Origin of the sequence: Nocardia vaccinii NBRC 15922 (assembly GCF_001613305.1) — a bacterium.
Taxonomy (GTDB): Bacteria; Actinomycetota; Actinomycetes; order Mycobacteriales; family Mycobacteriaceae; genus Nocardia; species Nocardia vaccinii.
The window spans coordinates 1-12,185 of sequence record NZ_BDCC01000002.1 but is presented as its reverse complement, the minus strand read 5'-3'; the positions used below and the strand labels follow the sequence as shown (position 1 = coordinate 12,185).

Annotated in this window: 11 protein-coding genes; 8 read left to right on the top strand and 3 right to left on the bottom strand. The window is 67.7% G+C overall.

The window, feature by feature from the left end:
- Positions 1–646: 646 nt before the first annotated feature.
- The 7 genes from NV1_RS00115 to mnhG all read left to right on the top strand — a co-directional run bounded on the left by NV1_RS00115 (position 647) and on the right by mnhG (position 8,191).
- Complete coding sequence (locus NV1_RS00115; RefSeq protein WP_067884077.1) at positions 647–1,972, top strand: hypothetical protein; 1,326 nt, start codon at positions 647–649, stop codon at positions 1,970–1,972.
- 104 nt (positions 1,973–2,076) lie between these two features.
- Positions 2,077–4,968 (top strand): Na+/H+ antiporter subunit A, encoded by a 2,892-nt coding sequence (locus NV1_RS00110; RefSeq protein ID WP_067884076.1) that lies wholly within the window; start codon positions 2,077–2,079, stop codon positions 4,966–4,968.
- On the top strand, positions 4,965–5,348 hold the full coding sequence (locus tag NV1_RS00105; RefSeq protein ID WP_067884075.1) for a Na(+)/H(+) antiporter subunit C: 384 nt from the start codon (positions 4,965–4,967) through the stop codon (positions 5,346–5,348). The genes NV1_RS00110 and NV1_RS00105 overlap by 4 nt, the downstream gene beginning before the upstream one ends.
- Positions 5,345–6,961, top strand: a complete 1,617-nt coding sequence (locus tag NV1_RS00100; protein WP_067884074.1) for a Na+/H+ antiporter subunit D — start codon at positions 5,345–5,347, stop codon at positions 6,959–6,961. Before NV1_RS00105 ends, NV1_RS00100 begins: the two co-directional genes overlap by 4 nt.
- Before the next feature lie 14 nt (positions 6,962–6,975).
- A complete protein-coding gene (locus tag NV1_RS00095; RefSeq protein ID WP_067884236.1) occupies positions 6,976–7,527 on the top strand; it encodes a Na+/H+ antiporter subunit E in 552 nt (183 codons plus the stop codon).
- A gap of 59 nt (positions 7,528–7,586) precedes the next feature.
- The gene (locus NV1_RS00090; protein WP_067884073.1) at positions 7,587–7,847 is read left to right on the top strand and encodes a monovalent cation/H+ antiporter complex subunit F; all 261 of its coding nucleotides are present in this window, start codon (positions 7,587–7,589) and stop codon (positions 7,845–7,847) included.
- The gene (mnhG, locus tag NV1_RS00085) at positions 7,844–8,191 is read left to right on the top strand and encodes a monovalent cation/H(+) antiporter subunit G (RefSeq protein ID WP_067884064.1); all 348 of its coding nucleotides are present in this window, start codon (positions 7,844–7,846) and stop codon (positions 8,189–8,191) included. The genes NV1_RS00090 and mnhG overlap by 4 nt, the downstream gene beginning before the upstream one ends.
- A 259-nt stretch (positions 8,192–8,450) precedes the next feature.
- Here the strand turns inward: mnhG and NV1_RS00080 are convergent, their stop codons facing one another.
- The gene (locus NV1_RS00080; RefSeq protein WP_067884056.1) at positions 8,451–9,350 is read right to left on the bottom strand and encodes a CDP-alcohol phosphatidyltransferase family protein; all 900 of its coding nucleotides are present in this window, start codon (positions 9,348–9,350) and stop codon (positions 8,451–8,453) included.
- On the bottom strand, positions 9,347–10,063 hold the full coding sequence (locus NV1_RS00075) for a phosphatidylserine decarboxylase (protein WP_067884053.1): 717 nt from the start codon (positions 10,061–10,063) through the stop codon (positions 9,347–9,349). The genes NV1_RS00080 and NV1_RS00075 overlap by 4 nt, the downstream gene beginning before the upstream one ends.
- Positions 10,064–10,332: 269 nt before the next feature.
- On the opposite strand from NV1_RS00075, the gene NV1_RS00070 reads away from it, so the two are divergent.
- On the top strand, positions 10,333–11,361 hold the full coding sequence (locus NV1_RS00070; protein WP_067884051.1) for a beta-ketoacyl-ACP synthase III: 1,029 nt from the start codon (positions 10,333–10,335) through the stop codon (positions 11,359–11,361).
- 104 nt (positions 11,362–11,465) lie between these two features.
- Here the strand turns inward: NV1_RS00070 and NV1_RS00065 are convergent, their stop codons facing one another.
- The gene (locus NV1_RS00065; protein WP_307627655.1) at positions 11,466–12,161 is read right to left on the bottom strand and encodes an SIMPL domain-containing protein; all 696 of its coding nucleotides are present in this window, start codon (positions 12,159–12,161) and stop codon (positions 11,466–11,468) included.
- Positions 12,162–12,185 lie beyond the last annotated feature (24 nt).

Below are 12,185 nucleotides of genomic sequence, written 5' to 3'. Positions count from 1 at the left end.
GACGCCTGGAATTCGGTGTCGGTGCCCTCCGTCTGCCATACGTGCTGTTCGTGCTGGTGTGAGACGACGAATCGAGGTCCGTCGGGTCGCCGTGCGGTGCTCATGCCGAGGTTTCGGGCCGACGCTTGGAATTCGGTGTCGGTGCTCTGCGTCTGCCATACGTGCTGGTCGCGCTGGTGTGAGACGTCGATTCGAGGTCCGTCGGGTCGCCGTGCGGTGCTCATGCCGAGGTTTCGGGCCGACGCTTGGAATTCGGTGTCGGTGCTCTGCGACTGCCATACGTGCTGGTCGTGCTGGTGTGAGACGTCGACGCGAGGGTCCACCGAGTTGTGGTGCGGTGCTCGGGCCGAGGTCCGGGTTGGCGCGAGAATCGGAATCGGCGTGCATCACCTCCGCGTCGGTATTCGAGTGCGCCGCCGCCGCGCCGGTCTCCGTCCGAGAACTCACCGGATCGATGCGCGCCACACCCGAGGCGGCATTCGGCGTTCGATCGAACGTGCACGAGAGGTGTCCCGGTGGCGCACGCTCCACCACCGGCCAGAGGCCCGAGTGCGGACGCGGCCGACATCCCGCCCGGACGGCACGAACCGCGCGTAACCGGCACACCACTCGCGGACATGATTCGTATCACAGGTAGTTTTGCCTGGTGCGCACTCCTCATGCCGCGGTGGAGATGGTCACGGCCTTCGTGTCCACGCTGGTTGCCGGGATGTCGCTGTTGCTGCCGATCGACTTCGCGTGGTCATCGGAATCGACGCCGCTGCAACTGGATATGCTCGCGTTCAGCGTGCCGCGGGCGATCGCGGTCGGGGCCATCATCGCGGTGGTGGTCGCGGTGTTCGCGACGACGATCAACCATGCGCTCGCGGCCTGGGGGTCGGCCCTGGCCGGTGTGGTGATCATGCTGATCAACCATCTCGCGGGCCATGCCGCCAGTCCGGTCGCGCCGCTGTCCACCTTGAACTTCGTGGATTCGATCGCGGGCGGCTTGCTGCTGGGCGGGATCGCGGCCGCGGTGCTGCGCGGGCGAATGCAGGTGTTCGGCTGGACGCTGGGCGCGTTGAGCAGCATGGTGGTCTCCGCGGCACTGCCCGTGGCGCATGCCGCGAATCCGTTCGAACCCGTTCCCGCGCACTGGTCGTCGGTGGATTACCCGCCGCTGTGGCTGATCGAGGTGACGCTCGTGCTGGTCGCCATCGGCACCCTGGTCAACCGGCGGCGCACCGGTATCGAGCGACGCGCGGTCGAGTTGCCGATGGCGCCGATCGTGGCGGGCATGCTCTATATCGGCGTGGCCCTGTTCGGTGCGCAGTGGCTGGCCGGTCGCAACGCGACCGGGGTCGATATCGTGCTGGCCGTCGCGATAACGGCCGCCACCGCGATGATCGCGGCCATGTTGCTGCCACGTCGAGACGGCACCCTGGTTCTGCTCGCGGTCGCCCTCTCCTCGGTCGGCAGCGCGATCGTCCCGACGCAGATCCCGGGCTGGTCGGCGTGGATTCTGGTGGCTCTGCTCGCGGTGGGGATCCTGCTGGGTTTCCGGCGTCCCGCGCCGATGCTGGCGATGGCCGCGCTGGCGGCGCTCGCGCTGGTGGGTGCGTTGAGCTCCAGTGATCACGGCCGCCTGCACGTCGCGGCGATCGGCGCGGCCCTGGCGCTCATCGCCGGATTCAGCTTCGGTTGCGCGGCGCCGAGGTACAACCCGACCCGGGTTCTGGGCGTCGCGATCATCCTGGGGTCCTCGTTGGTGCTGGCGCTGCGCGGGCGCGGGGAATTCGGCACCGCGATCATCGGCGGAACCCACTGGCGTTCGGCTCCCGCGCCGATGGCGCAGTCGGCCGTCGCGTACTGGATGGCACTGGCTATCACGGCCTGCTGCGCGGCGGCGTTGCTGGCCCTGCGGCATTGGCGCGAACAGACGAGACCATCGCACCAGTCGGCCGGCTCCGAAGAATTGCCTGAGGATAGCTAAAACGCATATCAGACCGGATTATCGCCGGTCGTGGCATGGGGGTGCCTGTGACGCCAAGTAAACTCGACCGCACTCCACCCCGCCCCCGACCGACGGAGTGATGTTTGCTCGCCGTTCTGCTCGCGCACGCCGCCGCCGCTCTCGTCGCGCCGCCGTGTGTCCGGATTCTCGGCAGACGCGGCTTCTACGCACTGGCCCTGGCGCCGCTGGGCAGCCTGGTCTGGGTGCTCGCGCACTGGAACGACGGACGGGTCGTGCGCATCGAGTGGGCCCCGAGCATCCACCTGGACCTGGACCTGCGCCTCGACTCGCTGGCCTGCATTCTCTCGGTGCTGGTACTCGGCATCGGGACGTTGATCCTGGCTTATTGCGCAAGCTATTTCGACGATGACGACCGGCAGCGCCTCGGCATCTTCGCCGGGTATATGGTCGGCTTCTCCGGAGCGATGTTCGGCCTGGTCACCAGCGACAACATGATTCTGATGTTCACCTTCTGGGAGCTGACGACGGTCCTGTCCTTCCTGCTGGTCGGCCATCACGCCGAACAGACCGCGGGTCGTCGGGCGGCCCTGCAGGCGCTCCTGGTGACCGCCGCGGGCGGGCTGACGATGCTGGTCGGCCTGATCATGATCGGCGAGAGTTGTGGCAGCTACCGCCTGTCGGAGGTGGTGCACCTGGCCGATCCGCACTCCTGGTCGACCGGCGTCGCGGTGGTGCTCATCCTGATCGGAGCGTTGAGCAAATCGGCGATCGTGCCGCTGCACTTCTGGCTGCCCGGCGCGATGGCCGCGCCGACGCCGGTCAGCGCCTATCTGCACGCCGCGGCCATGGTGAAGGCCGGTGTGTATCTGGTCGCGCGGCTGGCACCGGTATTCGCGGTCGCCGCGCCCTGGCATCCGATCCTGCTCACTCTGGGCCTGCTGTCGATGATCCTGGCGGGTCTGCGATCACTACAGGTGTACGACCTGAAACTGGTGCTGGCCTTCGGCACGGTCAGCCAGTTGGGTTTCATGATGGTGCTGGTCGGCATCGGCACGCCGGACGCCGCCCTGGCCGGCGTGACGATGATCGTGGCGCACGCGATGTTCAAGGCATGCCTGTTCATGGTCGTCGGTGTCATCGATCACAGCGCCGGAACCCGCGATATGCGCAGACTGTCCGGGCTCGGGCGGCGCGCCCCGGTGCTGTGCGGGACGGCGATCCTGGCCGCGCTGAGTATGGCGGGCATTCCGCCGCTGTTCGGATTCGTCGGTAAGGAGAGCGCGCTCGCCGCGATCATGGGGGCCGGTGATCTGTCCGGACCGGTGAAGGTCGCGGAAACCCTCGGCGTGGTCGTCGGGTCGATGTTCACCGTCGGCTACAGCATCCGATTCCTGTGGGGCGCGTTCGGCACCAAGTCCGGATCGGGCGATGCCGAGGACGTTCCCGAACCAGAAAACACCTGGCGTCGACCGAGTTTCGCGTTCGTCACGCCCGCGAGCATCCTGGCGGCGGGCAGTCTGGCCGCCGCGCTCGGCGCACCCTGGCTGGATCGGCTGCTGCGGCCCTACGCGCGGACGCTGCCGGGGCCCGAGCCCGTCCATCTGGCGCTCTGGCACGGCTGGGGGGAACCGCTCACACTGTCCATGATCGCCATCGCCTGCGGTCTGCTGCTGTTCGAGATCCGCGACTATATCGGTGAATCCGCCACGCCACGTCTGGGTAACGCCGATCGCGTCTACGACGCGACGCTGCGTGCGATGGATCAGCTCTCCCTGCGCATGACCGGTGCGACCCAACGCGGTTCGCTCCCGCTGAACCAGGCGCTGATCCTGATCACCCTGATCATCCTGCCCGTCGCGATGCTGTTCGCCAGTGCGCGATCGAAAGTTTCACTGCGCCTGTGGGATTCGCCGTGGCAACTGGTGATCGCCGTGATCATCATGATGATGGCGCTCGGTGCGACGGTGATGCGCAACCGTCTGGCGGCGGTGCTGCTGGTCGGGGTGACCGGTTACGGCTGTGGCTGCATCTTCGCCCTGCACGGCGCGCCCGACCTCGCGTTGACCCAATTCCTGGTGGAGACACTGACATTGGTGATCTTCGTGCTGGTGCTGCGCAAATTCCCCGCGGAGGTCGCGCCGGCCGGCACCGCGAAGTTCAAGGTGCGGCGCGCGATTCTGGCGGCGCTGGTCGGCGCGACGGTCTCGGTCCTGGCCGCCTTCGCGGTCGCCGCCCGCGACACCGACCCGATCTGGCACCTGATCCCTTCGTACGCATACGAATTCGGTGGTGGAAAGAACGCGGTCAACGTCCTGCTGGTGGACACTCGCGCCTGGGACACCCTCGGCGAGATATCGGTACTTCTGGTCGCCGCGACGGGCGTCGCCTCGCTGATGTTCCGCAGCCGCCGATTCGGCACGCTGCCCCGGGTGGCCGACGCCCCCGGCTACACCCCCGACCCCAACCGCAGTTACTGGCTCACCGCCTCACCGCTGGTCGCGCGGCGGCATCGCTCGATGGTGCTGGCGATGACCACCCGCCTGCTGTTCCCGACGATCATGGTCCTGTCCGCGTACTTCTTCTTCTCCGGCCACAACGCGCCCGGCGGCGGATTCGCCGGCGGGCTCACCGCCGGGTTGGCCCTGGTACTGCGTTATCTCGCGGGCGGGCGGTACGAATTGGCCGAGGCGCTGCCGGCGGACGCCGGACATCTGCTGGGCGCGGGCCTGGCCCTGGCCGCCGGTACCGCGACCGGATCGCTGCTGCTGGGCGCGCCGCCGCTGTCCTCGGCGATCATCCAGGTGACCGTGCCATTGTTCGGGCACGTCAAATTGGTCACCGCGATGCTGTTCGACCTGGGCGTCTACCTGATCCTCGTCGGGCTGGTGCTGGACGTGCTGCGCAGTCTCGGCGCGCGACTGGACACCGAGGAACCCGCCATCGCGTCCGCGTCCTCGCATGTGGACGACAGCGCCGCGGTGCTCTCTTCCGACTCGGCGCCGGAGGCCCGATGACCGCGAACATCACCCTGCTCGTCCTGATCGGCGTCACCGTCGCCTGCGCGGTCTACATGCTGCTCGAGCGGGCCGTGTCGAAGATGCTGCTGGGGATGATCCTGTTCGGCAACGCGGTGAATCTGCTGATCCTGACCGCCGGCGGCCCGGACGGGCGGCCGCCGATCCTCGGTGAAACCGAGCGGGTGCATCGCGGCACTTCCGATCCGCTGGCGCAGGCCATGGTGCTGACCTCGATCGTGATCACCATGGGTTTGGCCGCCTTCGTGCTCGCGCTGGCCTACCGCTCCTACGCCCTGACCACCACCGAACAGGTCGAGGACGATCCGGAGGACGTGAAGGTCGCCAAGCGTCGCGAAGGGGAGGATCCCGAACAGTGACGCTGCCCCACGACCTGATCCTGCGCCTGGCTCCGCTTCCCGTGCTGATTCCGCTGCTCACCGCGGCCGTCACGCTGATCGCCGGACGACGCCCCCGGGTGCAGCAGATCATCTCGGTGATCGGCCTGAGCGCGGTGGTGGGTGTCGCCGGGATGTTGCTGTACCTGGCCGATCGGAACGGGATGGCCGCGTTGCAGGTCGGCAACTGGCACACTCCGGTCGGGATCACCCTGGTGGTGGACCGATTGTCCGCGACGATGCTGCTGGTGTCCTCGATCGTGCTGCTCGCGGTGCTCGTCTTCGCGGTCGGCCAGGGTATCAGCGACGGCACCGAACGCCAGCCGACCTCGATCTTCCAGCCGACGTATCTCATTCTGAGCGCGGGGGTTTCGATCGCCTTCCTGGCGGGGGACCTGTTCAATCTGTTCGTCGGATTCGAGGTGCTGCTGGCGGCCTCGTTCGTCCTGCTGACCCTCGGCGCGAGTGTGGAACGCGTGCGCGCCGGGGTGTCCTACGTGATGGTCTCGATGGTCTCCTCGCTGATCTTCCTGACCGGTATCGCCCTGGCCTACGCCGCGACCGGAACGTTGAATCTGGCGCAGATGGCCGAGCGGATGGGTTCGGTGCCCGCCGGAACACGCGGTGCGATCTACGCGGTGCTGCTGGTGGCGTTCGGGATCAAGGCCGCGGTGTTCCCGCTGTCGAACTGGCTGCCCGATTCCTATCCGACCGCGCCCGCGCCGGTGACCGCGGTCTTCGCCGGTTTGCTGACGAAAGTCGGTGTGTACGCGATCATCCGGCTGCACACGCTGTTGTTCCCGGCCGCGCATTTCGACCGGATTCTGCTGATCTGCGGTCTGCTGACCATGGTGCTGGGCATCCTGGGCGCGATCGCGCAGAGCGATATCAAACGATTGTTGTCGTTCACGCTGGTCAGCCATATCGGCTATCTGATGTTCGGCATCGGTCTCAACACCGCGCTGAGTCTGGGTGGGACGGTTTACTATGTGGCGCACCACATTCTGGTGCAGACCACCTTGTTCCTGGTGGTCGGCTTGATCGAGCGGCAGGCCGGGTCCGCGTCGCTGGAGCGCCTGGGCGGGCTGCTCGCGGCGAGTCCCGCGCTGGCGGTGCTGTTCGGCATTCCGGCGTTGAATCTCGGTGGTATTCCACCGCTTTCGGGTTTCCTGGGCAAGATGACGCTACTCGAGGCCGGTGCCGCCGACGGTAGTGCGCTGTCCTGGATTCTGGTCGCCGGATCGGTGCTGACCAGCCTGTTGACGTTGTACGCGATGGCGCGGGTGTGGAGCAAGGCGTTCTGGCGGCCGCGCGCCCAGGCGCCCCAGGGGGAACTCGCCGATGCCGCGCCCTCCGCCCTGATCGACGAATCGGTCGACATGCCGTTCGACGAACGTCCCGATCCGGGACGTATGCCGCGGCTGATGCTGATGCCCACGATCGCACTGATCGCCGTCGGTCTCGCCCTGACCGTATTCGCCGGGCCGATCCTGAACATCGCTACCCGTACCGCCGGTGACCTGTTGGATCGAAACACTTATCTCACAACGGTTCTGCATTCGCCCGAACCGGCGCGGGCGGCTGGTGCGCGATGAGCCTGTCGACGCTGCTGAGCCGCGAGCGGCTGGTCCGCTTGGGCGGATTGGTCTGGCTGGCGATCGTCTACACCGCGTTGTGGGGTGATTTCAACATCGGCAATATCGTGGCCGGGCTGGTGATCGGCACGTTGATCATGCTGTTGCTGCCGTTGCCGCGGGTGCCGGTTTCGGGACGCCTGCATCCGCTCTCACTGCTCGAATTGGTGATCGTGGGCGTGTACTACGCGCTCGAATCCAGTCTGCAGATCGCCTGGTTCGCGGTGCGGCCGTCCGGCGCGCCGGTCTCGGGTGTGCTGCGGGTGCGGATGACGATCCGATCACCGCTGGTGATGGTGTTGTGCGCCGACGTGCTGAATCTGATTCCCGGCACCATGGTCCTGGAGATCGACCGGGGCACGCACGCCATCTGGGTACATGTCCTCGACGTGGGCAGCGACGAGGCCGTGGAACGGTTCTACTTCACCACCCGGCGGCTGGAGCGGTTGCTGATCCGTTCCTTCGAACGTCCCGGGGAATGGCACGAGACCATGCGTCCCGAACCTCTGCCTCCCGAGGAGCACTGAATGGCCGCGCGAAACGCCGCGGCGCACGATTCGGGGACACGCACGACACAGGAGGAATCATGACGATCGTCGCGATCGTGGCGGGGATATTGCTGGCGGGTGCGGCCGTGCTCACCGGATATCGGGTCGTGGCAGGACCCAGCACGCTGGACCGCGTGGTCGGGGTCGACTCCCTCGTCGCCATCACCGCCTCGGGCCTGGCGGTCTGGGCGGCCTACAGCAACGACGCGACCGTGCTGCCGGGCATCGTGGCGCTGGCCCTGGTCGGCTTCCTCGGCTCCGCCGCCGTCTCCCGCTTCCGCGTCCGGGACGACCGATGATCTGGTTCGACACCGTCCTGCGCTGGTGCTCCTGCGTGCTGATCCTGCTGGGTTCGGCCCTCGCCCTGACCGCGGCGATCGCGATCGTACGCTTCCCCGACACCCTGTCCCGCATGCACGCCGCGACGAAACCGCAGGTCGTTGGCCTGATCCTGATCCTGATCGGCGCATCCATCCAGCTGCGCGGCAACGGCAACGTCTGGATGCTCGTCTTGGTCGGCCTGTTCACTCTGCTCACCGCCCCCGCCGTGGCCCACCTGATCGGCCGCACCGCCTACCGCGAACAACGCGGGCGCGACGGACTGCTGCTGATCAACGAACTCGGCGACGACGACACGGACTGATCGCGCGGCCCGACCGCCACCTCGATGCCGCCCGGTGATGCCGCCGCAATCACGCGCCGCGGTGATCCGCTCGACGCGGATGAGCCGCAGGACTGTGCCGGGCCGTGGCCATGCCGAGCGAGCGCTTCCGCACGCCTGGTGAAGCGTGCCAGGGCGGGCCCGGCGCGCCCGAGAGGTCCCACCCGTGATCACGCTGTCTCCGAGAGGGTTCTGGCGCGTGCTGGACGGCATCGACCGGATGGGCATGGCGAACGATCACTCAGCGGGGCGGGACGTCCTCCGGAAAGTCGCGACCGCCGGGGCGGCGCAGACGGAGGCGGGCGTTGGAGCCACGCAGCGGTGGCAGGGCCGGGCGGCGGCGGGTGGCGCGACGCTGGGCGCGGCGTTCGGCCGGTTTGTGGTGCCAAGTTTCCGGACGGGCGGCGACCCAGCGAGCCGAACGCCAGGCGAACGGGATGTGCACCAGATAGACCGCGACCAGCACCATCAGCAGGATGAGTGGATAGGTGACCAGCGCGGCGGCGATCAGCGCGACCAGGACCAGCAGCATGGCCGCGGCCTGGGGCGCGACCGAGACCGACTTCATCGCCAGCGTGGGGATGGTGCTCACGGCCAGCAGCGCGGTGAAGACCATCCAGACCGCGACCGCCGGCAGCGTATTCCACCAGCCGTTGCCGAACTGCTCGTGCACCGCCACGGGAAGCAGCGCGATCAGCGCGGCAGCGGGCGCGGGGACGCCGGTGAAGTATTCGCGCTGCCAATCCGGGCGGGTGTCGTCGTCCAGCAGTGTGTTGAACCGGGCCAGCCGCAACACGAGGCTGACGGTGTAGATCAACGCGATGATCCACCCGACGCTGTTCTTCTGCAGGAACGACACGTAGAGCACCAACGCGGGCGCGACGCCGAAGGAGATCGCATCGGCCAGGGAATCGAGTTCCGCACCAATCTTCGTGGTGGCATCGAGCAGGCGTGCGAGCCGCCCGTCGAGCGTGTCCAGTACCGCGGCGGCGCCGATCATCGCCAGCGCGACCTCGCGGGAGCCCTCCAGGGCGAATTTCATCGCGGACAGTCCCGCGCACAGCGCCAGGATCGTGACGATGCTCGGCAGCAGCCGGACCGTTCTGCGCCGTCCCTGGACGATCACGTCCTTCTCGATCATGACAGCAGTTCTGCCAGCACCGTCTCCCCGCCGATCGTGCGCTGCCCGGGTTCGACGAGCAGCCGCGTTCCGGCCGGGAAATAGGTGTCGACGCGGGAGCCGAAGCGGATCAGCCCGTAGGTCTCGCCGATGGTGAGCTTGTCACCGGCCTGGGCGTCGCACACGATCCGCCGAGCCAGCAGTCCGGCGATCTGCACGACCGTGATCAGCTGCCCGGTCGCGGTCTCGACGACCATCGTGTTGCGCTCGTTCTCCGAACTCGCCTCGGGCAGATCCGCGGAGCGGAATCGCCCACGCCGATAAGCGATCTCGCGCACGATTCCGGAAACCGGCATGCGCTGCACGTGCACGTCCAGCACGGACAGGAAGATGCTGACGCGCGGCACCTCACCCTCGCCCAGATGCAGTTCGGCGGGGGGGACGGCCGTATCGACCAGGGCGACTTCACCGTCGGCCGGTGCGACCACGACGCCGGGCCGGTTCGGCGGGACCCGGTGCGGATGCCGGAAGAACGCGGCCGAAGCGGCGGCGACGGTGATCCCCGCGCGACGTACCCACTTGCGCCGCCGCGCCACCAGCGCCACCGCGAGCGGCGTCGCCACGAACGGCAGACCGGCGGGGTGCAGCGGCGGAATCGCAGCGCGAACCAGGTCGGCGATATGGCCGAGTCCGGATTGTTCGGGCGTGCCGGGCGGGGTGGGGCGGCGGGCCACGGGCTCCTCTTTCGTGCATGGACAGGGGTATCGCGGGTATCCGGGACGCATTCGGTCTCGGACCGCGCTCACACCTTACGGGAACAGGTCCGCCCCGTGGCAGGCCGCAAATCGGCAGCGAACGGGACTTACCGGAATTGATTGTGACTTTTCTCAGCCTGACCGCTACAGTTCGGGATAATATGAGGGGGCCTCATGTCTACCGCCTTGCGACCGGTTGTTCGAGGCTCGATGAAGGAAGCCACGCAGGTACACGGAGGAGAAGCACGATGGCTGCTCGACTCGCCCAGGTCGAAGGGGCTGAGCACACCGCGATGCTCGGGCTCGGCGTGTACCGCCCAGCCCGCGTCGTCACCAATGACGAGGTCGCCGGTCCGATCGACTCCAGCGACGAATGGATCCACAGTCGTTCCGGCATCCGGACCAGGCGATTCGCCTCGGACGCGGAGACCATCATCGGTATGAGCGCCGCGGCCGGCCGCGATGCGCTGGCCGCCGCCGGGGTCTCGCCGGAACAGGTCGACTGCGTCATCGTGGCGACGTCCACATGGTTGCTGCTCACCCCCGCCGCGGCCCCGCAGATCGCCACCGAACTGGGGATGAACCATCCCGCCGCCTTCGACATCTCCGCCGGATGCGCCGGGTTCTGTCATGCCGTCGCGGTAGCCTCGGACCTGGTCAAGGGGGGTACCGCCCGGTACGCGCTGGTGGTCGGCGTGGAGCGGCTGACAGATGCGATCAACCCGGCCGACCGCGGCACCGCCTTCCTGTTCGCCGACGGTGCGGGCGCTGTGGTGATCGGCCCGTCCGACGAGCCCGGTATCGGGCCGACGGTCTGGGGCTCGGACGGCACCCAGCACCACGCGATCCGGCAGGACAAGGACTGGATGGAGTACTTCCACGAGATCGGCGAGAAGGGCCCCGATGCGGTGCGGCCCTATCTGGCGATGGAGGGGACCGCGGTATTCCGTTGGGCCGCGCACTCTTTGAAGACCGTCTGCCTGGACGCCATCGATCGCGCCGGACTCACACCCGCCGATATCGACGCGATGATTCCGCATCAGGCCAACGGTCGCATCATCGAGATCATGGCCCGTGAGCTCAAACTGCCCCAGGACACCGCGCTGGCCAACGATATCGAGCACACCGGGAACACCTCGGCCGCCTCGATTCCGCTGGCGATGGAGGCCCTGCTGCGGTCGGCGGAGACCAAACCCGGCGCCGATGCGCTGCTGGTCGCCTTCGGCGCCGGATTGTCCTATGCCGCGCAGGTCGTGAAACTGCCCAACTGGCAGTAATTTCGGCCACCGCTTCGCTCCTGGCGCTCCGGTCGGTCCAGAATCGACCCCGGGGCCGCGGCCTTGGAGTCGGCGTTATCCAGGTGGGCGGAGCTCGGTGGCCATCAGTTCAGGTTCCAGGTGACGGTGACAGTGAACGTCACCGTCTGTGTCCCTGGTTCCAGCGGAATGTTCGGCGCCGCGGCCTGTTTGTGCAGTGAGGGTGTGGGACCGGTGTCGCCGCTGCTGGTTTCGTGGATGGTCCGCACCGTCCCCAGCTTCAGCCCGGACAGCACCGCGTACTGCTCGGCCCGCGATTTCGCATCGGCGAAGGCGCGGGCGCGGGCGTCGGCGAGCAGTTTGGAATTGTCGTCCAGGGCGAAGGAGACCGAGTCGACGCGGGTGTCGTTGCCGCCGGCCTGCGTCGCCGCGCCGAGGATGGCCGAGGCTTTGGTCAGATCGCGGACCGCGACGTGCACGGTATTGCTGGATCGGTAACCGGTGATCGTCTGGTCGGTGCCGTACTGCGGCTGCACCGAGACGTCGGTGGTGCGGATATCTTCCCGCTTGGCTCCCGCGGCGACCATGGCGTCGGCGACCGCGCCGGCCTTGGCGCTCGCCGTCGAGATCGCCGTGGACACATCCGGCGCGGTCACCTCGACCCCGAGATCGGAGTTCAGCGTGTCCGGCGTTCCCTGCACCTCCCCCGAGCCGATCACGGTGACGTCCCGGCCGGGTGCGGGCGTGGAATCCGAACTCCCGCACCCCGATACCAGGGCAACGACCCCGGCCAGCACGGCAACTGACCCGATGATTCGCACTGTAATTTTGGCCTCCGCTTCGCT

Excerpts from the sequence above, each read along its gene's own strand:
- NV1_RS00070 (WP_067884051.1), top strand. The coding sequence starts at position 10,333 with ATGGCTGCTCGACTCGCCCAGGTCGAAGGGGCTGAGCACACCGCGATG.
- NV1_RS00090 (WP_067884073.1), top strand. The coding sequence starts at position 7,587 with ATGACGATCGTCGCGATCGTGGCGGGGATATTGCTGGCGGGTGCGGCC.
- mnhG (WP_067884064.1), top strand. The coding sequence starts at position 7,844 with ATGATCTGGTTCGACACCGTCCTGCGCTGGTGCTCCTGCGTGCTGATC.
- NV1_RS00105 (WP_067884075.1), top strand. The coding sequence starts at position 4,965 with ATGACCGCGAACATCACCCTGCTCGTCCTGATCGGCGTCACCGTCGCC.
- NV1_RS00080 (WP_067884056.1), bottom strand. The coding sequence starts at position 9,350 with ATGATCGAGAAGGACGTGATCGTCCAGGGACGGCGCAGAACGGTCCGG.